Source organism: Psychrobacillus sp. BL-248-WT-3 (assembly GCF_012843435.1).
Lineage (GTDB): Bacteria > Bacillota > Bacilli > Bacillales_A > Planococcaceae > Psychrobacillus.
Genome location: NZ_JABAFC010000040.1, coordinates 1 through 23,762, shown reverse-complemented (window position 1 = coordinate 23,762; position 23,762 = coordinate 1). Strand labels below are relative to the sequence as shown.

Here is a 23,762-nt window from a genome sequence, read left to right as displayed (position 1 = left end):
CATTCCACCTTTCATAGGACATGAGGTGAGTATATGAGTGCTGTAAGTAATAAGGAAAAGGTAAGAAAAAAAAGGTACATGTCCGAAGCAAAAAAAGATATGGCTTCAGGTTATTTATATATTGCACCTTTCTTTATTATTTTTGCTATTATTGGGTTATATCCAGCATTATTTAGTATTTATCTAGGTTTTCAAAAGTGGAATGGATTAAGTCCTATGACTTTTGTTGGTTTAGCAAATTTTAAAATAGTATTAACAGATCCTCTTTTTTGGAAATCAGTCTACAACACAATTGTCATGGGAATCATGGGAACCGCCCCTCAATTAGTGTTTGGAATCATTTTTGCCTATTTATTAAATCTGGCATTTTTAAAGTTTAGAAATTTCTTTCGCGTAACAATTTTTATGCCGTATATTACTTCCATGGTGGCTGTAGCTCTTATTTTTAGTGTATTGTTTAGCGATCATGAAACTTCTTTAGCCAATTATGTATTAAGTTTGGCGGGGCTGGATCCTGTGAGCTGGAGCAGCTCTGAGTGGGGAACGAAGATTGCCATCTCGATTATGGTATTTTGGCGGTGGGTAGGGTATAACACCATTATCTATCTTGCTGGTATTCAAAGCATCCCAAGCTATTTGTACGAAGCAGCAACGATCGATGGAGCAAATAAATTTCAACAGCTTATATACATTACCATACCGATGCTGAAGCCATTTATCATTTTAACGGTCTTCACTTCAACTGTAGGAGCTCTGCAGTTATTTTCTGAACCAACCATCTTTTTAGGAACTAGTGCTTTTACAAGAGACGAAGCGATGACAATTGTTATGTATTTGTACCGGGACGCTTTTAAACTCCAATCTTTTGGGACGGCATCGGCTACAGCTATCATATTATTAGTATTGATAACCGTTTTTGCTACGATCAATACATTATTAACCTCAGGCATTGGTAGGAAGAAAAGAGGTAGAAACTAGTGAATAAATCGGAAAAAGGAAGAAAACCGTCCTTTAGTAAAATCCTTTCTTATGTACTTTTGTCCATTGCATCCCTACTTTCGTTGTTTCCGTTTTACTGGATGTTTGTAATGGCAACAAGCCCTAGCTCTGCTTACAATTCCATTCCACCAACGATTACACCTGGGAGCTTATTAATAGAGAATTTTAAAAAGGTCCTGGATAAAATTGATTTCTTTCAAGCCATGTGGAACTCACTGATTGTTTGTTCAATTGTCACCGTTGTCGTTTTGTTTATCAGTTCATTAGCTGGCTTTGCCTTTGCGAAGTTTAAGTTTCGAGGTAAAAATATACTTTTTACTGCTATCCTCTTAACGATGATTATACCGCCTCAATTAGGGTTAATTCCACAATATTTCCTAATTTCTAAGGCAGGACTACTGGATACGTTACCAGGTGTGATGGTATTGTTCTTCCTTAATCCTCTGGGTATCTTCCTGATGAGACAATATATTAGTCAATCTGTCCCAGATGAGCTAATTGAAGCGGCAAAATTAGACGGATGCTCCAACTTTAAAATTTATCGGAGTATTGTGCTTCCCATTATACTTCCCGCATTTGCAACTTTAGGGATTATTGTCTTTTCGGCTGCATGGGGAGAATTTTTATGGCAGTTTACCGTTTTAAGAGATCCGGAGATGTATACGATTCAAGTTGCTTTAGCCCAATTAAGTAATACACAAAATGCAGACTTTGGTATGATCTTATCTGGTGTTTTCTGGGCAACTATACCACTCTTAATTGTTTTCCTATTGTTTAACCGCTTATTTATATCAAGTATTACAGAGGGCTCTGTGAAATAAAGTGACGTGTAATGGAAGGGATAAGAAATGAATTTAACTATAAAAGATATCGCACAAATGGCCGGTGTCTCCCCAGGCACTGTTTCAAAGGTCATCAACAACTATGAAGGCATTAGTGACAAAACCAAGAAACAAGTGATGGATGTCATTAACCAAAAGGGATATGAGCCTAATTTTTCGGCAAGAACACTGGCAACGAAAAGGTCCAATCTTATCGGGCTAATTTATGCCGGGAAGATTAATGTGGAAATGACCCATCCTTATTTTAATGAGGTTATTTCAGCCTTTAAAAAGAATATCGGTCTACTAGGCTATGATATTATCATGTTTTCCAATGAACGGTTTCAAATGGGGCAAGGTAGCTATTTAGCGCGTTGTCGACACTTTCAAGTGGATGGCTGTATAGTAATTGCTGGTGAGGAAGTGGAAGAGGCTATCTATGATGTGGCGAAGGAAGGGATTCCATGTATTGGAATTGATATTGAGTTAAAAGGTCCGAAATCCAGTTACATCATGACAGACAACGTGGATCTGTCGAGAAAAGTAGTAGAATTTTTTTATCTTCATTCCGTTAGAAAGATTGGATATATAGGCGGAAAATGGGATTCAGCCATTTCTCGTTATCGGAAACAGGGTTTTTATGAAGCTATGCATCAATTTGGTCTAGAATTACGCGAAGAGTGGATTGAATATGGTGATTTTCATGAAGAAAGCGGATATGAGGCGATGAAAAAAATACTGCAATGTAAAGATTATCCTGAAGCTGTCTTTGCTACATCTGACCTGATGGCTTTAGGTGCTCTAAGAGCGATAAAGGAAGAGGGGCTAAGTGTACCGCAAGATATTCAAATTGTCGGGTGTGATGACATTGTGGCTTGTCGCTATAGTGAGCCAAAACTTACGACAGTAAAGCAGGATAAAGAAAAGTTCGGGAAATTATCCGCTTATATGTTAAATGATTTGATAAATGGAGAGACACAATTAAAGCCAGTGTTGATCGACTCCGAGTTGATGATAAGGGAGTCGTGCGGAACGAACAGGGTTGATAGGAGGTAATTTTGTGAATTACTATGCTGTTTTTGATGTTGGAGGTTCTTCTATCAAATATGCCCTTATGAATGATTTAGGAGAGTTTATTGAAAAGTCATTTGCTCCCACTCCTGAAGCTAGTCTTAAGCTGTTTGTGGATACGGTGGAATCTATCGTAAAGGATTTCCGAAAAAAATACGAACTAAAGGGAATAGCTATAAGTGTACCTGGTGCTGTCAATGTAGAGACCGGATATATAGGGGGAGTCACAGCACTTCCATATATCCACGGACCGAGTATTAAGGAGCTTCTACAGGACCGGACACATATACGGGTTGAAATTGAAAATGACGCTAATTGCGCGGGGTTAGCAGAAGGATGGATCGGTGCTGCAAAGGATATTAAGGATTACCTATGTATCGTGATTGGGACCGGTATCGGAGGAGCTATAGTTCTTGATAAAAAAATTAGACATGGCAAGAACCGTTTTGCTGGAGAATTTGGTTATATGATTATGGAGGACTATTTAGAGGAACCAATAGGAAAGACGTGGAGTACTTTAGCTGCAACCGGTGGATTGATAAACAATGTGGCAAAACGCGAAGGAATGGAATCGAATGCACTTACAGGTGAAAAAGTGTATGAATTGGCTGAAGGCGGTAACAAAGAGATACAAAAAGAAATAGAAAAATTTGTGAAACGATTAGCAGTAGGAATTTATAATTTACAGTATGTAATTGATCCAGAGAAGATCTTGATAGGTGGAGCCATCAGCACTCGAGAGGGTTTCATTGAACAGATCAATGAAACCTTAAATCAAATGAAACATGATGAGGATAGTTTAACTATTCAAGTAGAAAGATGTCAGTTTGGAAATGATTCTAATTTAATCGGAGCTTTGTATCATTTCATACAGAGACAGTCGATGCATGGAGAATAGCTAGGAGGGTGAAATCGATGATACATCAAACGCTTAAACCGTTTCCGAAGAATTTCTTATGGGGAGCAGCATCTGCAGCCTATCAAGTGGAGGGTGCTTGGAATGAGGATGGAAAAGGTGTTTCAAACTGGGATATGTTTGTTCGTATACCTGGTAAAACATTTAAAGGAACAAACGGTGATGTGGCAGTAGATCACTACCATCGTTATAAGGAAGATATTCGCTTGATGGCAGAAATGGGAATGAAAACCTATCGCTTCTCTGTTGCCTGGACACGTATTTTCCCTAATGGAAGAGGAGAAATAAATGAAAAAGGCTTACATTTTTATAATCAATTAATTAATGAATTAAAGGTAAATAACATAGAGCCAATTTTAACATTGTATCATTGGGATTTGCCACAGGCCCTTCAGGATGAGTACGGAGGCTGGGAGTCTAGGAGGATTATTGAGGACTTTACGAATTACAGTCTAGAATTATTTAAACACTTTGGTGACCGAGTGAAATATTGGGTTAGCTTGAATGAGCAGAATATATTTACAAGCCACGGATACCAAATGGGGACACATCCTCCAGGTATGAATGATGAAAAACTATTTTATCAAGTCAATCACCATGCAAACTTAGCAAATGCTAGTGTGATCAAAGAATTTCATAAATATGTTCCCGAGGGGAAAATCGGTCCAAGCTTTGCCTACTCACCAGCTTATGCCGCGTCTTCTAGCCCAAAGGATATTATAGCTGCTGAAAATGCCGAGGAGCTAAATAGTCATTGGTGGATGGATACATATATATGGGGTAGGTATCCAGAGGTAGCATGGAATTACTTAGAGAAAAAAGGGCTCTCTCCCACTATTGAAGAAGGGGATCTTGAGTTATTAAAAGAAGGTAAGCCAGACTTTATTGGTTTAAATTACTATCAAACAACAACTTTTGAAGAAAACCCTTTAGTAGGCGGTGTTGGATCATCGGAAATGAATACCACTGGTGAAAAAGGAACGTCGAAAGATACTGGCATACCGGGATTATATAAAACAATTGCCAATCCAAACTTAGAACGCACTAACTGGGATTGGAATATTGATCCGGAAGGGCTGAGAATTGCCCTACGTAGAATGACTAATCGTTATGGTCTTCCTATTCTGATAAGTGAAAATGGGTTAGGAGAATACGATAAGGTAGAAGCGGAAGAAGTGATTCAAGATGATTATCGGATTGAATATTTGCGTTCTCATATTATTGCCATTCAGGAGGCAGTTTCCGATGGCTCCGATGTTCTAGGTTATTGCATTTGGTCCTTCACAGATTTGTTAAGTTGGCTAAACGGCTTCCAAAAACGTTACGGGTTAGTTTATGTAAATCAGCATGAAGAGGGAGAACATGATTTAAAGCGCATTAAGAAGAATAGCTATTATTGGTACAAGAAAGTCATCGAATCGAATGGAACCAACTTGTAGTACGAAGAGCTCTTAAGATTAAGCAAAGTCCGTTTATTTTGAAACACCCCGTAAATGTTAGACTTGAAACTAACATTTTCGGGGTGTTTTATATGGCGTACAGCAGAAGCATATAGTTTACTTGAAACAAAAAACTGGCTTAAGCTCCATAATGCAGAACTTAAGCCAGCCAATTAGCTGTATAGAGAATCTCTTTATAGTCAATGAATCTACTACATAGAGATTAGTTATAAACTAAAATTTAACCTTCTAGTGTTAACACGCCATCTTCCATACGGTACACTTTGTCACAAAACTCTAGCATACGCTCATCATGCGTTACCATTACAGCAGCCTTATTACGTTCTTTGACCTCTTTGCGAATTTGTTTTACTACTTCAAATGCGCGGTTAGAGTCTAAGCTCGCTGTCGGTTCATCTGCCAGGATGATGTTTGAGTTGTTAACAAACGAGCGGGCAATTGCTACACGTTGGCGTTCCCCACCAGATAATTCGTTTGGAAACTTGGATAATTTTGAACCTAATCCTAGGTCGTTTAGCAACTCTTTAGCAAATGCTTTTTCTGCTGGAGTTACCTTTCCTTTCATTTTACAAACAAGTAGCAACTGATCGAGCACGTTTAAATACGGAATTAAGTTCGATGTTTGTAAGATGAAACCTATATCCGTTAGGCGGAATGCTGAAAGATCTTTTTCTTTCATGTTACCAACGTTTGTACCACCTACTAATACTTCCCCTTTAGTAGGCTGAAGTAGAGCACCGGCAATAGATAATAATGTACTTTTCCCTGAACCAGAAGGGCCGATAATGGCGATGAAGTCACCAGGTGCAACTGTTAACGAAACATTTTTTAAAGCGTCAACAGTTGAATCGCCTTCTTTAAATGATTTTGTTACATTGTTTAATACTAAACCTGTCATTTATTCCACTCTCCCAATCGCTGTTAATGGATCGATTTTCGTTACTTGACGTGCGGAAATAACGGAACCTAAAACAGAAACAATTAAAAGAACTACTCCATAGATCAATACCATATTAAAATCTAAGTTGAATGGCATGTCTTCTGGGAAGACTAATGCTGTCAAATAAGTCAATCCGATACCCGCGATAATGCTAACTAACGATAAAACAAATACTTGTGTGACGATTGAATTTTTAATAAATCGGTTTGAAGCACCAATTGCTTTCATAACACCGAACTGCTGCGTTTTTTGTAAAATGAATACATAGAAGAATACAGCAATAATAACTGCAGAGATGGCAAATAAGAAGGCAAGCATCATGTAAATAGTGGCACTTTCTTCTTTATAACCAGGCATTCCCATTACCGCTTCTGATTTCGTGAACGTTTCAATTAAGTCATAGTCATTAGCGATCTGGTCAGCTTCCATTGAAGTTCCTTGTAAAGCAATCATCGTTACAGGATCTTCTAAACCATTATTGGAACCAGGTGCTGCAAAGGCATAAGATTGCCAAGTTGAAACATCGACAAAGACTGTAGGTAAATGGTTAAATGTTTCGCCAGTTGTAAATCCTACTATGTTTAATTTGATGTCTGAACTAGTTACTACAATCGTATCGCCAATTTCATATCCTTTTTTCTGTAGAGATTCATCAATTAGTACACCGAATGGATCATTTGGATCTAATTGCTTACCTTCTACAACTTTTGGTTCGATAAATTTGCCAGGATCAACCCCGATAAAGGCAACATCATGTTTTTCTTTAGTGTTGGAAGTAGCTTCATTTTGAATAATAATTGTAGATTGTCCAAATTTTGCAGCTTCCTTAACACCGTATTTACCCTCAATGTCTTCTGAGATTGCTCCAGACACCTTCGTTTTCATCATCGTTCCCTCAGAGCCCTCTTCATATATGAAAAGATCTCCATCGATATTTTTCATCGTTGCAGCAGCTAATGTGGATAATCCATTACCTAAGCCCGATAAAATAAAAACAAGCCATGCAATTAGCATAATGATTGTGCCAATCATTGCAAAACGTGTTTTGGAATGTTTCATTTCTTTTATTGCTAAAAACATTCTATGTTCCTCCTCTTATATATGTTATTTGACGATAGATTTCTCTATGGTTCTGACTACTTGAAGAACAGATCATAAGAAAACACATTAACTCAATCCATTAAAACTATATTAATATAACAAAAGTTTGCAAAAAAAATAAATATAGCTTTTTTGAGGTTGAATAATATGTCCCTCCTATACGCCTCGATTTACAGTATAAATCACTTATATGAACTTTAGCTAAACTTTTTTAAAATTTTTTTCGGTTGTTTTTTGTATAAAAGATATATTTTAATAGTATTAATTCGTTATATTAATATTATTTTGATGTGAAAGTGTAATTTACTTATATCCTGGGGACCAGACTAGCGGTTTGTTGTTCAATAAATATTCGCACCCATTAATCTTTTCATTATTTTAAATCTTTTTACATTTTGTGGTGAAAATAATTCCCATTATATTCTATTGACCATTTAAATTAATCTTGTTATTATTCTCCTATTGTTTTTAAAAGAATAGATATACCTTGTATAATTTCAAGAATACGGCTTGAAAGTTTCTACTAGCTACCAGTAAATAGCTTGTCTACAAGGAATGGGAAATTAATGATGTTTTTTATTCCATTTTTTGTAGAAAAGCTTTGACCTAATAGTGGTCAAAGCTTTTTTTATATCAAATGGATAATAAAATGAATTGGTTGGAAAACTAACTTCTAAGTCATTCCCTTTCACTCTTTAATTATAGGAAATAGGAGATTACAACATGAGAAACTTTTTTAAATTCACAGAACGGAACACTTCCTATAAGCAGGAATCACTCGCAGGGATAACGACCTTCCTATCGATCGCTTACATATTAGTCGTGAATCCAATTATTCTAAGTCAATCTGGGATGGATAGTGGGGCTGTATTCACGGCTACGGCTCTTACTGCAATCATTGGATCACTACTTATTGGTCTACTTGCTAACTATCCAATCGCAATTGCACCGAGTATGGGTTTGAATTCATTTTTTACTTTTTCTGTCTGTATTGGAATGGGAGTAGAATGGCAAGTCGCTTTGACAGGTGTCTTTGTTGCAGGAATCATTTTTATGCTATTAAGTTTAATGAAAATCCGAGAAAAAATTATTAATATCATTCCTTTGGATTTAAAATATGCGATTGCTTCTGGAATTGGATTCTTCATCACATTTATTGGTTTAAAAAATGGAGGAATTATTACTGGCAATCCAGATACATTTGTTTCCATCGGTGATTTAACTTCACCGATGACCGTATTAGCCATCATTGGCCTAATTCTAACGATCGTTATGTTAGTTCGTGGAATAAAGGGCGGCATTTTTTACGGAATGGTCATTACAACGATTATTGGTATGATTTTTGGATTAATTAAAGTTCCCTCATCAATCATTGGAAGTATACCAAGTATTGAGCCAACATTTGGTGTTGTGTTTTATCATTTAGATGAGATTTTTACACCAGAGATACTGACAGTTATTTTCACATTTTTAATCGTTGCCTTTTTTGATACAGCTGGTGCACTTATTGCACTTACTAGTCAGGCAGGAATGATGAAGGGTAATACAATTCCAGATATCGGAAAAGGTTTACTTGCGGATTCTTCTGCTGGTGCAATTGGCGCTATTTTAGGTACATCGACGCCTGCTACGAGTGTGGAATCTTCCGCTGGTATAGCTGTCGGGGGAAGAACAGGCTTTACGTCTGTCGTTATAGCAGCTTGTTTTGTCATTGCGTTATTCTTTTCACCACTGGTTGCCGTTATTTCAGTCGAAGTAACAGCAGCTGCATTAATCATTGTAGGTGCCCTAATGGCCATGGAGATCAGTAAAATAAACTGGTCTAAATTAGAAATTGTCATTCCATCGTTTTTAACAATTATTATGATGCCTCTTACATCAAGTGTGGCAATCGGGATTGGATTAGGTTTTATTCTATATCCAATATGTCTAGTCGCACAAAAGCGCTATAAAGAAGTTCATCCAATTATGTATGTACTTTGCTTGTTATTCATTTTATACTTTGCTTTTATCGTATAGGAAGAGAACCAAAGCTCTGTGAAGAATACAGCATTAGGGTAATTAAATTAATGAGAGTAAACTATAAGAGACGTAGGTTAGTTCAGCTAATCTATGTCTTTTTTATCTCATAAATAACTTAGAAACCTTGCTATAAATATTGTGCCCACACACTACTATCCGTACCTTACGAATGCTAATCACACTTAAATCTTGTATTAGTTAGGAATGTGTTATTGTATTATAAATAATAAAACTAATGCCTCGATAAAAATTTATACTTTAAAGATGAAGGAGGATCACATGAGCTGGAGTAAATTGAAGAAAAATTTAGAGAGTTATCTCTGTCCTGCATTATATGGAAGGGTTGAATACAGTGCTAGTAGCTACCGTTATTTATCTGACAAATCAGGAACTTGTTATATTACGGTAGATAGAAAGAATGTAATGAATATGAGTGATAAAACTAACATAATCAAATGGTATATGACAGAGCAGGAAATTAAAAATGATTCAATTATCCAAATACCTGTTAGCGTGGAGGAAATAGAAACAGTAAAAAAAGAAAGTAACGGTAAAGTTCCGGATGATCGTCTACAAGTAATTGCTAGGAGTAGAAAATTATCGGAATATGCAAAGGAGCTTATGTCAGCACAATCCTCATTAAGCAAATCAAATTTTGTAGTGGTAGCCAATCATTTTTTATCCACCTCTATAGAGGAAAGCCTAGAGAGTAAGGATATATTATTGAATGTTCTTGCTTTGGTGGACAGACGACTTGGCAAAAAACGAATTTTAAACATGTCAGAGAAGATGAAGTTAAAACATCCAATTGTGCAGTATTTTTATGAGCTGCGGCTTAGTACGTTGTAATAATAAATAAAAGCTAAATGGTATAAACCAAACTATAGAAAAATATGCTTACATGAAGAGTTTCTTACCTTATTGAGTAAGAAACTTTTTCATATATGCGTCGTACTATCATTACTTTAATGGGAACCTGCACATTTCAGACAAACTCTCTGATGAAATATAGTAAATCTTTAAATTTACTATTATCAATAGGCTATCAATCATGTTAGTCTATATTAGTTCGAAAATTTCTTAAAATGAACAATATGATACTAATATAGGAGAATCCATAAATGAAAGAGAAAATGAAATATTTAATTATACTTTTAACGGCCATCTTCATGTTTGGTTGTACCGACGAAGAGGACGCAGCCATTCCAGATGTAGAAACAATTCCTCAAGAAGAAGTACCCACAGAATCAAATATAACTAGTGAAAAAGAAGAATCGCTCCCTCCTGTTGTGGAAGAACCGGAACCGGTAATTGAAGAAATACCAACACAACCAAAAGAGGATCTATTCTCAGGCTACAAACTGATCGAAGTGGATGGGGGAGATTTATCCGGATATCGTGAATCTAACGTAGTCGTAGACATTGGTTACGGGGAACGTGAATACTGGGCATTTACGAATGAACATGGGCAACTAGTACGTGTTATTGCTGAAGAAATTACCCTACAAGATGACAGTGCGGAGCCTGTATTATCTTCTGGCAGATACTACTCTGATGAGGCAAAGGTGCCGGGTGTTGAAAGTGAATTTTTAGATGAAGGACATATCATTGCGGATTCTCTCGGCGGGGTATCCAATGCGTATAATATTACCCCACAAGAAAGTACGCTTAATCGACATGGTGATCAAGCATATATGGAAGATGCCATTCGTAAGGCTGGTGGTGCTACTAATTTTGAAGCAATTATCACTTATCCAAACACCGAAACACAGATCCCTTCCAGTTATCAGTATACTTATACGATAATGGGTAACAAAATCGTTGATACATTTGACAACGTTAACCCTGATGAAGTAAATGCATCCCTCGGTTTAACGGGTAATAAGCCTCCTGCTCCTACTAGTTCAAACACTAAAGAAGATATTTCCAGTGTGGATACAAACGGTAATGGTCAGGTGACGATTAAAGAAGCAAAAGCAGCAGGTTTTAGTATGCCAATTACGAGTGATCATTGGTTATACCCATACATGCATGATAATGATAAGGACGGTATGGTAGGGGAGTAAGCTCTTAGACCAAAACGGAAAAATGATGAGAATTTACGACATATGAAAAGGGAGATTGTTTTTTAAAAAACAATCTCCCTTTTACTTGAATTATATGCTTTTAAGACTTTGTTAGTTTTGTTCCAAGTATTCGTCGGCCGAGATTACATTGGCATACATACCATGAAGTGCGCTGACAAACGAAAAATGGACTTGTTGTGCTGGCACTACTTTATCTTGGTACGTTAGTTCACGAGTTGCACATGCATCTTCAATAAGTGAAACTTCATAGCCAAGATCTACTGCTGCTCTGACAGTAGCATCAATACACATATGTGTCATCATACCCGCAACCACTAGCTTAGTTATTCCTTTTTCTTTCAATTTGCTTTCTAATTCAGTTTGTAAAAAGCTGTTTGCGAAATGTTTGATGATTATGCTTTCAGTTTCTAATGGTTGAATAGTTTCGTGTATTTCTGCCCCCACCGTATTCGGAAGGAAGAATCCTAATGCTAGATCCGCTGCGATATGCTGAACATGGAAAATGTTATCTTTGTGATTCTGTCTAAACCATTCAAGTACTTTCACAGCATTTGCAGCCGCTTTTTCCGGGTTACTTAATTCCATCTTACCATTTGGGAAATAGTCATTTTGAATATCTACAATAATTAGAGCTGTGTTCATTATTCTCCACCTCATCAGAAGTATTTTGTTACACTATAATCATAAATCCCATACGGTTTTTTATCGATAGGTTGACGAAACACTTTCATCTCAAAAAATTTCATTGTGAAAGGAATTTAATATGGAACTTGATAATATAGATTTTCAGATTCTTCGGATGTTATCCGAAAATTCACGTATTCAATTGAAAGACCTAGGTGAACAAATTCACATGACTGGGCAAGCAGTAGGCAATCGTATAAAGAAACTGGAGGAAAGCGGTGTAATTAAAAACTACTCTCTAACAGTTGACGAAAAGAAATTAGGGCTCACTTATACAGCATTTATCATCATATACATGATAACTACAAACCATGATTCGTTCATCCAAGTGATGAATGATCGAGATGAGGTAGTGGAAGTCCACCGCGTATCGGGGGAGGGCTGTTATCATTTAAAAGTAAAGGTTAGCTCTCAAGAGCAATTAAATCTTTTTCTAGATAAAATTCTGGAATATGGGAATTATAGGGTCCATTTATCGATAAAAGAGATTAAACAACAGAATCCATTGATTTCCAACAGTTGGACTTAATACGGGTAGCTCTTCTATCGAAATGTACAAACGATTATTAACTCAAGAGAGTACTTAGTAGACTATTGTCAGACCCGTTTGCACAATATATAAGAAACATTGAGCAAGCCAAAAACATTATAGAGATGCTTTGTCGTATAAGGGATAAAAGTATGACGAGTAATGATTTTATAGCAGGTCATAAATAATTATTGGTAGTCTTGCGCAAGAAATTTATGATTTGGCAACGTAATTCTTAGCATTAGGTTAATATAGTAGTTGTGTGAATAAACTTTTGACACAGTGTGAGTATTTCTACCTCCTTCTTTTTTTCTTAATTAGATATAAAGAAACCACCAACCAGTGACGGAAGGTGGTTTCTTTTTTTATTTTGTAATAGTAAATACAAACGGCTTAATATCAACGTCATAATTATCGCTATAACCTTCAGCATGTACTTGTAATTCAGTAATGGAAGAGTCCATTGATGGGAATGTGATAACTCCGCTTGTAGTTATACCAGGGAGTATATCTGATTGTAGATCAGGGAAGTCAGCATCGTAATCTGTTTCTTCCTCATATTGAGTCCCATTAGAAATAAGTTTTATACTATGACTGTAAAAAGAAATATTGTCATTTGTGTTATTAGTAACTGTTACAAATAAACGAGTGTGGGGCTCAGCAAATTCAATCTTTTCGACTTGCACAACGAATCCGTTTTGATCAATAGTATCCCCAGTATTTAAACTAGATATAGCTGGTGCTACTGCCTCTTCATAACTTAATACTTCAAGTGACGTTGCTCTCATAACAGGCGCAGTTACTACACCCCCAAGCATATTTTCACCCTCAAATTCATCTTCAATCACACCACTTACTTTAACATAGTCTCCATCAGCTACTTTAAAATTTGGATCTTCATACGATACTAATGTATTATATTCGTAATTTTTAGAATCTGCATACACTTGAAGATACACACCTTTATTATCCTTTTCTGGTGTGGTGAATACTTGGCCTACAAAATTATAGTTATAACCTTTAAATTCTTTAGGTGTAGTATATAATTTAGCAATGTCATTTTCTTCAATTGTTTTACTGGAAGTATTTGTATCTTTAGCAGGTTTTGTATCATCCTCGGAACTACATGCACCTAATAGTATAAATGTAAAAACAATGGGAATTAATAGGAATTTTTTCATAGATTTTTCTCTCCTTCTGTTGCTATTTTATTAGATTTCCAGAAGGAAGTATATATAAAATTAGAAACTATAGTCACTTATTTATTCCCTTTGTTACCAATATATTCATTTATATATATTTCATGATACAAACACTTAAAAAGTTAGCATAGACGTTAGCAGATAAAATACCTAGGAATGCTACGTGGCATGTGAAGTGTTTAAATAAATGTGGAGGAACATATACCAACTTCTGGGGTAGAACAAGTCATTTGCCGAATTCCGTTTTTGATGGGAATACAGGATAAATAACGGGGTGGAAGACAAAGAAATATGTGAAAATTATCTTTGATTCAGATGATATATATGAACGAGATTTTATGTAGGGTGAAGAGGCATCTAACAATTCTCTTTCAAAAGGAACCTAGGGAAGAGATTGGGAAGGTATTGTGGATACGTAACATCTTTCTATCCTGAATTTTAATAAAAAATTTATTAAACCTGGCAAACAAACAAAACCTTTTCCCAATTATTCATTAACTAAAAATATGATTTGATTGGAGTATGAAAATGAGTCGAGAATACCATATCAAAGAAAGTAAAGCAGATTTAGATAAATTGATGCGAACATATTTTGATTTCATAAATGGAAAATACTTAGAAAAGGCATTAGAAAGCTTTGCCTTAAGAGAAGGTTATGGGCAAGAAATTTGTTTTTTTTCATTCTGATTTAGATGAATACGATAAGCACCAATTACCTAGGGCTCTAGATGAAAATCATGTGTTAATAGAATTAGGTTACCCAGCAGTTGAAATTGATCAAATAGCATATATGGATTTTAAAACATTTTATAATTATTTGGACGAAAACGTTAAAAAAGAAGCGAATAATTATCCAGGTAATAAAGAGTTAATAGTTTTACTTGAAAAAGTGAAACGTAGCTTATATCTAATTTGAACAACTAAATAGCTATTAGTTCTAGTAACTTCACAATCTGAAAAGAACTAAAATTATAATGAATAATACAATTATGATGACTACTGAAACTTAAATATAAAAATATTTGATATGTTAGAACAGTAGGTTGATCAGTCTATTTATTAATAGAGGAGTTAAAAGCCGATTGAAAAATTTAAATGAGAAAATTATGTTGGAAAAAAATCATTTCGTAGTAATTGCATTTTTTAATGCTATATCTGATACAGATTTTGTTAGAACAGTTGAACAAATGTCTTTAGGTATAGGTACTGGAATTAATGTTGTTGATTGTACGTTTCCTAATGACCTTGAAGATGATGAAGAAAAATTTGAAGGTGTTATGTTTTCTTTGCATGATGAAGAATTAATATTAAGGTATTCCGATTTTTTATATTATCTTAAGTTAGCATGCAAACTATATATTTCTGTTTTTCCAAGTAACAGAGAAATTTTAGAAGTGTATCTTGATAAAATTGCTAAAAAATATGAATTATAAAAGTAACTTCAATTAATATTATTTCTAAAATGAAAACTGTCGAGACTGGAGTATAAATAACTAATATAAGATGAGGATACTAGACCAGAAACGCGAGGTGAGGGGGGAAAGATGGTATCTAAGCTAATTATCTTACGAGGAAACTCGGGAAGTGGGAAAACTACAACTGCGAAGAGTCTTCAAAATCATTTAGGGAGTGGAACGTTGTTGGTGTCTCAAGATATGGTGCGTCGTGATATGTTAATGGTTCAAGATAGGGAAGGGAACCTTTCCATGGATTTAATTCGCCAAATTGCTGAATACGGTAAAGATAAATGCGAATATGTTATTGTAGAGGGAATCTTGAGTAAAAATCGATATGGAGAGATGTTGAACAATCTAATTCAATTCTATAACTTAAATACATTTACCTATTATTTTGATTTATCCTTTGAGGAAACTGTCAAACGTCACAACTCTCGAACAAAAAAGTTCGAATTTGGAGAAGACTCACTACGTGCCTGGTGGAATCCAAACGATTATCTTGGTGTTGGAGGAGAAATCATATTGACTGATGAGATGTCACAAAACGATGTATTTGAACTAATTTTAAATCAACTAATAAATTAAAATATTTTGCTAGGCTTTTTAACTAACATCTACTTTAGCAAGATATGGCCATCATTAAGATGGTCTATTTTTATATCCACAACATCATGTTGATTCGGGCATGCTTTGTGTGATGGTACAATTTAGAAGGGATTCTTACCTGTTATTGATGAGTATTTTACGCTAATCTCTGGTGTTAGGAATGTAAATGATTCTAGGGTAATGAGTTTATGAATAAAAAAGATCTTAGATTATACGAAAGAGATGATTATAAAATGAAAATAAGGGATATTTATCAATTGCCACAGGGAGAAGTGCAAGATGACTATGCATTGGACGAATGGTTTAATACCTTAATAAATAAGGATGTTACAAACTTAGATATTTTTGATTTATGTAGGATGATTAAACAGAATATTTTTATTGAATTAGCAATAGATAGAGCAATAGAGCATCTTGAACTTAATCCTCTAGAAGGTGATGTATATTTTGGTCAGTTATTAGAGGTACTATTTGCTGTTGATATGGACAAAATTTCAGAACATAAGGAACTACTTAAGGTAATACTTATGGATGTAAAAGAAAATGTAGAAATAGATAATTTTATGAGTGTTGAAGACTATAACGAATATAAAGACGTAGTAGAGAAATTTTTAACTAAAATAAATTAATTCTAAACTTAAACTATTACCTTGGCTATCTATAGTATTTTTTTATTGTGGAGAACTATTCCTTAAATTTAATTTTTGGAGGAGAAAACTAATATGAAAGACTGGGAGTATAATGAATTATTTGATGCAATTCAAGAGACGTATGAAGAATTGTTAGATGAAAATAGGGGATATAGGTATGCTATCGCAAAACTAGCAGATGAATTTGATAACTTAGGTAAGATTGAAGATCTTATTGTTGATACCGCTATTGGAGAAATTACAATTCGCCATGATAAAGCTTGTATTGGACATATTGAAGGAATAACAAATAGGTTAAGCATGTTCAATCAACAAGAAGTAGTAGGTTCATTAACATTAGAAGAAATTAAAGACTTACAAGATCGAATAAATAAAGTGGTTGAGGGACTAAAAAATATAGAGGTTGAATATAATCCTTCAGCAGAATTATGATTTTTTAATTTGTCCATTGAGCTGAAACTATTTCAAGAGACATTTAACGAAATGTTAAACAAGAAATAAATGAAAGAAAAATAGTGTATTAGAAATTATTTATAAGATGGATTAGAGGTGTAATTTAGATGACAGTAGGAGTATTAGTAGATTGTTTTTATTACGAATTAGGGCATAGCGATTTTGTACATTCCTTCTTTTCGACAGTTTCATATCATCTAGAGAAAGAAGGATGGGGAACAAAATACCCATTATTGATGAATGATTTATATAATAACGAATTAAGTTGGAATGATGTCAAGGTTGCAAGAACTAATTTAATTGAAATTGAACAGCAATTATCAAAGCTCTCGCCAGAACATATTATATAGGATTTAGATGTTATAAAAAAAGAAACACCATGGGGCGAGACAATAAATCCAAAAACAACTAATTTAGCTAATTATTTTGCAACGGCTGATGGAGAAACATTTTTTGAAGTAATCCTCAAATCGATGGGTGTAGCAGTAGAAGATAAATGTGATATGAAACTTAAGGAAATTTAACTAAGTTTAAATTCTTATGGCTTATATGATAGGATCGACTAAACAATTACATATCGGATCAAGTCTAGTTACATTGACATCGAGCGGTTAAATATCTTCAAGTTAAGAGGAATTTAGTTTATGGGGTAGAAATCTTCTGAAGAGGGTAAAACATGAAAATTAATATGAAAGAAATTATTGTTCATTTAGAATCGCACCGACTTTAGATTGAAACTCTTGGGAAACAAGGAATAAGACTGGGTATAGATGAGATTAATTTACGGAATTTGAATTTGTCACATTACCCACTAGACCAAGCACATATAACAGATTGCATCTTTGATGGAATGGATTTAAATAACAAGGACCTCTCATCATCATTATTATGTTCATCAACTTTTATCTCGTCAAATTAGGGGGCCACTGTTTTATGATAACATTGGAAAATTATTCGAAGTGGGAGTCCTACATTATAATCGAGCATAACAATTATTCAATCAAAGAAGATAAGAATAGACATAGAGAAATACAAGGTGTGGGAGGGGTAAGTGAGGATGGTCAGGTGGTTGGTATTTATGTAGAAAATGAAGAGTTAAATTTTTTCTATAATAATCACTCATTTTTGGCTCGTCCTGAAAAATTAGTGTGTAAAAATGAATATGTTTCTAGTTCAGAGAGATGTTTTAATGTAACTATAGAAGGTAAAGAGATTTATAACATAATTTATAAACCTTATATTGATCCAGGTATGATTTATTATGATGCTGATCCAGAAGAATTTGATGTTTTGTTATACTTGAGTAGACTGATGAAGGATAAAGAGTCTTTAAAAGAATTTATGAATGGAATGAAATTAATTAAAGACCGAAAGAATCCTACAAATAATTAGGCTATACGGTGCAATTAAGAAGAGATATTTACTTACAGGGTTATACAAATATTAGTGGACTTAAGCTAATGATAGAAGAGAAACACCATCCTAATACTAAGTGGTACTTGAGTGGAGATTTAAAAATACGTCAACAATACTTGGGAGATGGAAGAATAGGTATTTGGGTTTCAATTCAAAAATTCAATGTTTGTTTTACGATGATAATGTATGATTTTATTGAATGGTGCAAGGTATTGGATATAGATTTAGAGTTTGATTTAACTTGGAAAAATCATAGAGGATTTGTGATTAATAGTAAAGATCAAGTGATAGTCTTAACAGAGATAAAAAGATTCATTGATATAAACAATATAAAACCTAGTGAAGCTGATGAGGAATTTTCTGATGAAGAGTGGTATTCATAATATAATTATTTTTATAATGAGATTCCATTCTCTTGGAGAGACATGATAGTATTGCGTCATAGTAAACACAGAAGTGCCTAGCAGGATTTTCTCTCTATTTTGACGAATTGTGGAGGGAAGAGGGAGGGGTTTTTAAATGTTTGATTATATTCTTAGTGTAAAAAATGATAAAGAGTGGGAAATTATTTCAAGTATTCAAACTAACTTATTTGATATGAAAGACCATTGTTTTGAGATAAATGATAATGAAAAAAACATATTGTTAGATTATAAAAATAAGCCTCTTCGTTTAACTACATTAATTACAGATACACAAAACCAGGAAGTTAACGGTTATGACGTAAAGGAATTCGCTGATTGGACTATAACTGCTAATAGGGTTTACTGTTTGAATCCTAATAAAAACTACAAAGAATTTAAATTACCACTTAATGAAAATTAATATCAAAAACTGCACATCCATTTGGATGTGTTTTTATTTATATAAAAAGGTTACACAAAAAATGTATCCAGAAATGAGGAAATAAAATGAATGATATTTTTGTAAAATCACTTTATGAGTCTATCATAAAAGAGAACCTTGAAATATACAAAGACTTGTATGAAACTACGAATGTTACTTCTATAACAGATGATTATTGGAAAAAAGCTATTGGTTTTTACGATAGTTTAACTGATGAAAATAAAGACACATTAATGAAGATTATTGAACAAACTATGATTGACACTATTTCAAACATGTTAGGAGTAATTGATGGAAGTTCGACTTTAAAAGATTGTTCGTTAGAACCTAAATTACTTCTCGATTCAATTGACACAGAAGGAGAACTGCAAGATTCGTTTTTAGAATTCATAGAAGAAAGAGATAGTACCATCTAATTGTTTTTTTATTTGTATATCGCAACCCAATAGGGAACCATTTGTTAACTGAGCTATTGAGCCACTTAAAAATTAATTATGCGGACAAAAGAGTAAACAGGTGGTCAGTATTACTCGTTGGATAAAACAGGTTGCTACAGTACGGTAATAACTAATGGTTAAAGATGGCTTATTGCTTAAATACTTAGAATGGGCTTCCTAAAAGTATACTCTCTATGTGTATAACAATATATATTCATTAGACCCGACGTCTTAAGTAGAAAGTACCCTCAATCAAAGGTGATTTAGTAAAGATAATAGTAATGAAATTTTATATTTGCCACTAGCTATTTAACCGTTTTTTTTCTTCGTCAGTAGGAAAAGAGTATCAGAAGGTTTTATACATACTAATACGTAAGGTTTATTTTAAAGGTTATTGTTGTTAATCCCTTTACCTCTTCGTGTGAAAATGGAATATTATAACTATTGATAGTTTGCTAGAGAGGGAGAAGAATGTTCACCTATGAGTCATTATTGTATACTAAAGAATATAGTGAGATGAGTTTTTCTAAACATGTGATGAGGACAAGCCTATGAAGGTATTGGATGTAGATTTATTACAAGATGGGCTACAGCGAAACATTACAATGTTAGAAAGATTAAATACTGAAATAGAAACAATCCAACGTGGAGTCGAAGGACTAGTTCAGATGGAGGATCAATTAAAAGGAGAAGGAGGAAATACCATTCGCTCCTTTTATGAGGAATGTCATTTGCCATTTCTTCAGTTTTTTCAATTGTTTTCCTACGATGCTAAACAAGTACTTTATCAAATTGGCAAAGCGCTTAACTCTCTCGAACCAGACCTATCAGGTTACATATTAGAAGAGTTTTTAGAGGGCGAACTGGAGCAGGGATTGACATTTATTGGCCAACTTACCGCTAGTCTAACAGATGAAACAAATAGCATCATGGATCAGGTGAGTGACATTGTAGCACTGCCCCATCTAGATGATAGTGCAGTGCAGGAGGGGGTTATTAGTTCTAAGAGAAAACGTGATGATACCCTATCGCAACTGTATGAATTTGATGCAACACAGACGACTGCTTTAAACGCCATGGAACAGGATATTCGGACAATGGAAACATGGCTCTCTGATATAGAAGGAATGTTTAAAAGTGGGCTAACGGATGTTCATTTCCAAGCAGATAACTGGGGAGCATTGGCTGCTAAAAATAAGTTGAAGACAGAATTGGCATCTCGTACATCTCCTATTGCCGTACTTTCCTCCATAGTGAATAGAGAAAATCAGTTGACGACTATGCTCCAGGCATTTATAGCTGGTAATGGTCCTATTCGATTTGGCTATGGTGGTTTGATTCACATAAACAATCCTTTTGTGGGTACAGATATGCTTGTCTTATCCTGTGCAAGACCAGAGAACAGTGGGATTGAACAAGAAAAAATGAATATCCAAAAGAACAGCAATATTTTTCAAGATTTCTATGATCTAGGAATAGGTGCGTTAAAATCTGTAGCAACAATAAACCCATTCGATGATAAGTCATTCGGTGAAGCTATGCTAGAAAGAGCGAATGATGTTGGTCAAAGACAGACGGACGATTTTGTCGAGGTACAGCGATTTACCCATCGGACAGCTAATACATCTCTTTTAGGTTTACCTTCAGAATTGCACAAGGCTGGAACAGGAGAGGAGCATTTATTTTATACTACACGTGAGTTTGGTGAAGGCGGTGGTACTGACCTTGTAGCTGATATGCTGGGCTATGGAGTACCTGGGCTTGGGGCTGCTAAAGCTATTAGAGGTATATCTTTAGGAGCAAAAGGACTAACAACCGGTATCTCTGCACGCAATTTAGGGCAATTTGCCAAAGAGGGTGCATCGATTGGTGGTATTATGTCCATCGGAGAAATTGGAGGTCGGGAGTTACTAAATCCAGAAGACACTAACTGGAAGCAAAATGCTTTAGATTTAGGTCTTAATATTGGAGCAGGTGCTACATTGGATCCCTTATTATCAATGGCAGTACCTATTGCTAAGTCTGTAAAGAAGATGGTAAATGAGAAATCAATTGTAGCAGCTGGTAATTCACCATTGAAAACTGGTGAAGTGATACCTAACCTTACAGGAAAAGATAAAGAACTGGAAAAAGGAAAGTACTCAGATCGATTGGATAAATTACATGATAAGTATGGTAAGCTAACACCTGAACAAATCAATCAACGAATTAACTTACGTGCTGAGACCAAGAATGAATTGGAGAGGCTTAAACAAATATATAATGGCAAACCGAATTTTGGAAGAGATAAAATGGGGCCAGCACTTGCAGGTGTGTATAATAAAGCAAATAGGAAATATTACTATAACATAAATTCTTTTGATGGTGCAGTTCCTGAATTAGTTCCTGTACTCCAAAATCGACTTGATAATATGCCAAAAGAAATTTTTGATTCTTACAGTCAACTAAGTAAGGGAGCAGGCTCACATGCTGAAGTATTGGCTGTAAATGAAGCACTGAAGATGCACCCTAGTACTCGAATAGAAGATATTACTGTGAATGTAATAAGAACAGGGATTAATAAGAATAAGCCTGAGGGGATTATGTTTAAATGTTGTCCCCACTGTTCATATATACTAGAAGGATTTGAAATAATATCAGAGGTGAATAAAGTTGGAAGATAAGTTATTAAACAAAGAGTACATTATGAATAATGGTAACAAGTTTGATGAAAATTTTGGATTCGGTGGAGATGATTATGATTCTTTTATAGTGAAATATGATCAAAATAATAATGAACATCTTTATAGTGGTATAATCTATGAATGTTATGAAAACGGTAATATAGCGAATTACTATAATGTAAAAAATGGGATTAAGAGTGGGAAAATGGTTAGCTTTTATTCAAATGGTCAAGTTAAGGAAATTAAACATATAGATAAAAATACATTAGAAGGAATACAAAAAGAGTTTTATGAAAATGGTTTTACAAAATTAATTGAATATAGATCATTAGGTAGATTATTGGGGTTTAAAAAGTTTGATGAAACAGGAAATTTATTAGAAGAAAAAAAACCACCTTTGGAATTTGATATAACTAATTTTAATAAGTTGGATAAATGATGAAAAGTGAAGAGTTGTATCGAATAGAACAAGAAAAATGGCTGTCTAAGATTTCACTAAAAAATAATTTTAAGTTAGCAGATATTCGATTGGTAGCTGGAGTTGATATTGCATATTGGACAGAAGGGGAAAATGATTTTGGAGTTTGTAGTGTTGTAGTAATAGATTATTTTACAAAACAAATCATAGAGAAAGTAGAATATTGTGGGGAAATAGTTGTGCCATATATTGCAGGATATTTAGCTTTTCGTGAGCTTCCATTAGTATTGGAGGCGGTAAAAAAATTGCAAAGTAAACCAGATCTTTATATGTTTGATGGAAATGGTTATCTTCATTTTAGAAATATGGGAATCGCAACTCACGCTTCATTTTATTTAAATAAACCTACTATTGGTGTTGCAAAAAGTTATTTGAGGATAAAAGAAATAGATTATAAAATGCCTACTAATGAAGTAGGAGATTTTACTTTCATTAAAGTTAACGAAGAAATATATGGAGCTGCATTAAGAACGAGAAAAAATGTAAAACCTATTTTTATTTCATGTGGTAACTGGATCGATTTAGAAACCTCAATAAAGATCACCCTACATTTTATAGAAAAAAGTAGCCGACTACCGATCACGACACGATTTGCGGATATAGCCACTCATGAGAGTAGAAGAAAATATTCTTAATTGTTTTATATTACTTTTTAAAATTAGAAACCGGTGTAGTATAAAATAAAGAAGGATGTAATTGTTGTTAACCTTGTTTATTTCTTGTATTTTTTTATTTTGAACTGGAAGGGGAAAGCCTCTTCTAGTTTTTTTGTTTGGATTGTAAACGCTAAAATAAAATGGACAGTTGCTGCTAAATAACATTGAACACTTTCGCTAATCTAATAGATTTTCGCTAATCTAATAGATTTTCAGTAAACTATATATATTCGTTTATTGGGGGTCAGACAAGTGGAGGGAAAATTAG

At 34.3% G+C, this 23,762-nt stretch carries 26 protein-coding genes, 1 pseudogene and 1 riboswitch; of the genes and pseudogenes, 23 read left to right on the top strand and 4 right to left on the bottom strand.

The genetic code is table 11. The features are described 5' to 3' along the window. The first annotated feature begins 33 nt into the window (after positions 1-33). Genes HF876_RS16145 through HF876_RS16125 form a run of 5 tightly spaced genes read left to right on the top strand, consistent with a single transcriptional unit; the run spans position 34 to position 5,246 of the window. Complete coding sequence (locus HF876_RS16145) at positions 34-978, top strand: carbohydrate ABC transporter permease (protein WP_169361075.1); 945 nt, start codon at positions 34-36, stop codon at positions 976-978. After that, positions 978-1,820: a carbohydrate ABC transporter permease gene (locus tag HF876_RS16140; RefSeq protein WP_251556771.1), complete on the top strand. Its 843-nt coding sequence runs from the start codon at positions 978-980 to the stop codon at positions 1,818-1,820. The genes HF876_RS16145 and HF876_RS16140 overlap by 1 nt, the downstream gene beginning before the upstream one ends. Before the next feature lie 27 nt (positions 1,821-1,847). Beyond that, positions 1,848-2,876: a LacI family DNA-binding transcriptional regulator gene (locus HF876_RS16135; RefSeq protein WP_169361074.1), complete on the top strand. Its 1,029-nt coding sequence runs from the start codon at positions 1,848-1,850 to the stop codon at positions 2,874-2,876. A gap of 4 nt (positions 2,877-2,880) precedes the next feature. Then, positions 2,881-3,789 (top strand): ROK family protein, encoded by a 909-nt coding sequence (locus HF876_RS16130; protein WP_169361073.1) that lies wholly within the window; start codon positions 2,881-2,883, stop codon positions 3,787-3,789. Positions 3,790-3,806: 17 nt separating this feature from the next. Next, on the top strand, positions 3,807-5,246 hold the full coding sequence (locus HF876_RS16125) for a glycoside hydrolase family 1 protein (protein WP_169361072.1): 1,440 nt from the start codon (positions 3,807-3,809) through the stop codon (positions 5,244-5,246). Between the two features lie 241 nt (positions 5,247-5,487). Here HF876_RS16125 and HF876_RS16120 read toward each other — a convergent pair whose 3' ends face one another. Next, a complete protein-coding gene (locus tag HF876_RS16120; RefSeq protein ID WP_169361071.1) occupies positions 5,488-6,165 on the bottom strand; it encodes an ABC transporter ATP-binding protein in 678 nt (225 codons plus the stop codon). Then, positions 6,166-7,287, bottom strand: coding sequence for an ABC transporter permease (locus HF876_RS16115; protein WP_169361070.1), 1,122 nt, complete (start codon positions 7,285-7,287; stop codon positions 6,166-6,168). A 488-nt stretch (positions 7,288-7,775) separates the two neighbouring features. Further along, a riboswitch (purine riboswitch) is annotated at positions 7,776-7,877 on the top strand. Positions 7,878-8,031: 154 nt separating this feature from the next. On the opposite strand from HF876_RS16115, the gene HF876_RS16110 reads away from it, so the two are divergent. From HF876_RS16110 to HF876_RS16100, 3 genes are all read left to right on the top strand, one after another. Next, a complete protein-coding gene (locus HF876_RS16110) occupies positions 8,032-9,327 on the top strand; it encodes an NCS2 family permease (protein WP_169361069.1) in 1,296 nt (431 codons plus the stop codon). Positions 9,328-9,609: 282 nt separating this feature from the next. Beyond that, positions 9,610-10,179: an SF0329 family protein gene (locus HF876_RS16105; RefSeq protein WP_169361068.1), complete on the top strand. Its 570-nt coding sequence runs from the start codon at positions 9,610-9,612 to the stop codon at positions 10,177-10,179. A 272-nt stretch (positions 10,180-10,451) separates the two neighbouring features. Further along, positions 10,452-11,396: a DNA/RNA non-specific endonuclease gene (locus HF876_RS16100; protein ID WP_205964145.1), complete on the top strand. Its 945-nt coding sequence runs from the start codon at positions 10,452-10,454 to the stop codon at positions 11,394-11,396. A 111-nt stretch (positions 11,397-11,507) separates the two neighbouring features. Here the strand turns inward: HF876_RS16100 and HF876_RS16095 are convergent, their stop codons facing one another. Then, entirely contained in the window at positions 11,508-12,059 is a 552-nt protein-coding gene (locus HF876_RS16095; protein WP_169361067.1) for a cysteine hydrolase family protein, read from the bottom strand. Between the two features lie 121 nt (positions 12,060-12,180). On the opposite strand from HF876_RS16095, the gene HF876_RS16090 reads away from it, so the two are divergent. Beyond that, positions 12,181-12,630, top strand: coding sequence for an Lrp/AsnC family transcriptional regulator (locus HF876_RS16090; protein WP_169361066.1), 450 nt, complete (start codon positions 12,181-12,183; stop codon positions 12,628-12,630). 365 nt (positions 12,631-12,995) lie between these two features. Here HF876_RS16090 and HF876_RS16085 read toward each other — a convergent pair whose 3' ends face one another. After that, entirely contained in the window at positions 12,996-13,811 is an 816-nt protein-coding gene (locus HF876_RS16085; protein WP_169361065.1) for a hypothetical protein, read from the bottom strand. 549 nt (positions 13,812-14,360) lie between these two features. Here HF876_RS16085 and HF876_RS18970 point away from each other — a divergent pair. The 14 genes and pseudogenes from HF876_RS18970 (at position 14,361) to HF876_RS16020 (ending at position 23,473) form a co-directional block, all read left to right on the top strand. Beyond that, positions 14,361-14,519, top strand: coding sequence for a hypothetical protein (locus HF876_RS18970; RefSeq protein WP_240949805.1), 159 nt, complete (start codon positions 14,361-14,363; stop codon positions 14,517-14,519). Then, complete coding sequence (locus HF876_RS16080; protein WP_240949804.1) at positions 14,488-14,748, top strand: hypothetical protein; 261 nt, start codon at positions 14,488-14,490, stop codon at positions 14,746-14,748. The genes HF876_RS18970 and HF876_RS16080 overlap by 32 nt, the downstream gene beginning before the upstream one ends. Before the next feature lie 166 nt (positions 14,749-14,914). Further along, a complete protein-coding gene (gene cdiI, locus HF876_RS16075; RefSeq protein WP_240949803.1) occupies positions 14,915-15,265 on the top strand; it encodes a ribonuclease toxin immunity protein CdiI in 351 nt (116 codons plus the stop codon). Between the two features lie 111 nt (positions 15,266-15,376). Beyond that, positions 15,377-15,874, top strand: coding sequence for a kinase (locus HF876_RS16070; RefSeq protein WP_169361064.1), 498 nt, complete (start codon positions 15,377-15,379; stop codon positions 15,872-15,874). A 209-nt stretch (positions 15,875-16,083) separates the two neighbouring features. After that, positions 16,084-16,524, top strand: a complete 441-nt coding sequence (locus tag HF876_RS16065) for a contact-dependent growth inhibition system immunity protein (RefSeq protein ID WP_169361063.1) — start codon at positions 16,084-16,086, stop codon at positions 16,522-16,524. Positions 16,525-16,617: 93 nt separating this feature from the next. After that, positions 16,618-16,977 carry an Imm3 family immunity protein gene (locus HF876_RS16060; RefSeq protein ID WP_169361062.1) on the top strand — a complete coding sequence of 120 codons (360 nt, stop codon included), beginning with the start codon at positions 16,618-16,620 and terminating at the stop codon, positions 16,975-16,977. 128 nt (positions 16,978-17,105) lie between these two features. After that, positions 17,106-17,522: pseudogene (locus tag HF876_RS16055) on the top strand (immunity 70 family protein). Between the two features lie 409 nt (positions 17,523-17,931). Continuing rightward, on the top strand, positions 17,932-18,390 hold the full coding sequence (locus tag HF876_RS16050) for a hypothetical protein (RefSeq protein WP_169361061.1): 459 nt from the start codon (positions 17,932-17,934) through the stop codon (positions 18,388-18,390). Positions 18,391-18,458: 68 nt separating this feature from the next. Continuing rightward, positions 18,459-18,797 carry a hypothetical protein gene (locus tag HF876_RS16045; RefSeq protein WP_169361060.1) on the top strand — a complete coding sequence of 113 codons (339 nt, stop codon included), beginning with the start codon at positions 18,459-18,461 and terminating at the stop codon, positions 18,795-18,797. A 136-nt stretch (positions 18,798-18,933) separates the two neighbouring features. After that, on the top strand, positions 18,934-19,239 hold the full coding sequence (locus HF876_RS16040) for a hypothetical protein (protein WP_169361059.1): 306 nt from the start codon (positions 18,934-18,936) through the stop codon (positions 19,237-19,239). Between the two features lie 86 nt (positions 19,240-19,325). Further along, positions 19,326-19,676 carry a transposase gene (locus HF876_RS16035; protein WP_169361058.1) on the top strand — a complete coding sequence of 117 codons (351 nt, stop codon included), beginning with the start codon at positions 19,326-19,328 and terminating at the stop codon, positions 19,674-19,676. A 572-nt stretch (positions 19,677-20,248) separates the two neighbouring features. Continuing rightward, positions 20,249-22,360, top strand: coding sequence for a T7SS effector LXG polymorphic toxin (locus tag HF876_RS16030; protein ID WP_169361057.1), 2,112 nt, complete (start codon positions 20,249-20,251; stop codon positions 22,358-22,360). Next, positions 22,350-22,799: a toxin-antitoxin system YwqK family antitoxin gene (locus HF876_RS16025; RefSeq protein ID WP_169361056.1), complete on the top strand. Its 450-nt coding sequence runs from the start codon at positions 22,350-22,352 to the stop codon at positions 22,797-22,799. The genes HF876_RS16030 and HF876_RS16025 overlap by 11 nt, the downstream gene beginning before the upstream one ends. After that, positions 22,799-23,473, top strand: a complete 675-nt coding sequence (locus HF876_RS16020) for an endonuclease V (RefSeq protein ID WP_240949802.1) — start codon at positions 22,799-22,801, stop codon at positions 23,471-23,473. Before HF876_RS16025 ends, HF876_RS16020 begins: the two co-directional genes overlap by 1 nt. The last annotated feature ends 289 nt before the right edge of the window (positions 23,474-23,762 follow it).

Coding starts and splice junctions, on each gene's coding strand:
- HF876_RS16145 (WP_169361075.1), top strand. CDS start 34: ATGAGTGCTGTAAGTAATAAGGAAAAGGTAAGAAAAAAAAGGTACATG.
- HF876_RS16135 (WP_169361074.1), top strand. CDS start 1,848: ATGAATTTAACTATAAAAGATATCGCACAAATGGCCGGTGTCTCCCCA.
- HF876_RS16125 (WP_169361072.1), top strand. CDS start 3,807: ATGATACATCAAACGCTTAAACCGTTTCCGAAGAATTTCTTATGGGGA.
- HF876_RS16120 (WP_169361071.1), bottom strand. CDS start 6,165: ATGACAGGTTTAGTATTAAACAATGTAACAAAATCATTTAAAGAAGGC.
- HF876_RS16115 (WP_169361070.1), bottom strand. CDS start 7,287: ATGTTTTTAGCAATAAAAGAAATGAAACATTCCAAAACACGTTTTGCA.
- HF876_RS16110 (WP_169361069.1), top strand. CDS start 8,032: ATGAGAAACTTTTTTAAATTCACAGAACGGAACACTTCCTATAAGCAG.
- HF876_RS16105 (WP_169361068.1), top strand. CDS start 9,610: ATGAGCTGGAGTAAATTGAAGAAAAATTTAGAGAGTTATCTCTGTCCT.
- HF876_RS16100 (WP_205964145.1), top strand. CDS start 10,452: ATGAAAGAGAAAATGAAATATTTAATTATACTTTTAACGGCCATCTTC.
- HF876_RS16095 (WP_169361067.1), bottom strand. CDS start 12,059: ATGAACACAGCTCTAATTATTGTAGATATTCAAAATGACTATTTCCCA.
- HF876_RS16090 (WP_169361066.1), top strand. CDS start 12,181: ATGGAACTTGATAATATAGATTTTCAGATTCTTCGGATGTTATCCGAA.
- HF876_RS16085 (WP_169361065.1), bottom strand. CDS start 13,811: ATGAAAAAATTCCTATTAATTCCCATTGTTTTTACATTTATACTATTA.
- HF876_RS18970 (WP_240949805.1), top strand. CDS start 14,361: ATGAGTCGAGAATACCATATCAAAGAAAGTAAAGCAGATTTAGATAAA.
- HF876_RS16080 (WP_240949804.1), top strand. CDS start 14,488: ATGGGCAAGAAATTTGTTTTTTTTCATTCTGATTTAGATGAATACGAT.
- HF876_RS16070 (WP_169361064.1), top strand. CDS start 15,377: ATGGTATCTAAGCTAATTATCTTACGAGGAAACTCGGGAAGTGGGAAA.
- HF876_RS16065 (WP_169361063.1), top strand. CDS start 16,084: ATGAATAAAAAAGATCTTAGATTATACGAAAGAGATGATTATAAAATG.
- HF876_RS16060 (WP_169361062.1), top strand. CDS start 16,618: ATGAAAGACTGGGAGTATAATGAATTATTTGATGCAATTCAAGAGACG.
- HF876_RS16050 (WP_169361061.1), top strand. CDS start 17,932: ATGATAACATTGGAAAATTATTCGAAGTGGGAGTCCTACATTATAATC.
- HF876_RS16045 (WP_169361060.1), top strand. CDS start 18,459: ATGATAGAAGAGAAACACCATCCTAATACTAAGTGGTACTTGAGTGGA.
- HF876_RS16040 (WP_169361059.1), top strand. CDS start 18,934: ATGTTTGATTATATTCTTAGTGTAAAAAATGATAAAGAGTGGGAAATT.
- HF876_RS16035 (WP_169361058.1), top strand. CDS start 19,326: ATGAATGATATTTTTGTAAAATCACTTTATGAGTCTATCATAAAAGAG.
- HF876_RS16030 (WP_169361057.1), top strand. CDS start 20,249: ATGAAGGTATTGGATGTAGATTTATTACAAGATGGGCTACAGCGAAAC.
- HF876_RS16020 (WP_240949802.1), top strand. CDS start 22,799: ATGAAAAGTGAAGAGTTGTATCGAATAGAACAAGAAAAATGGCTGTCT.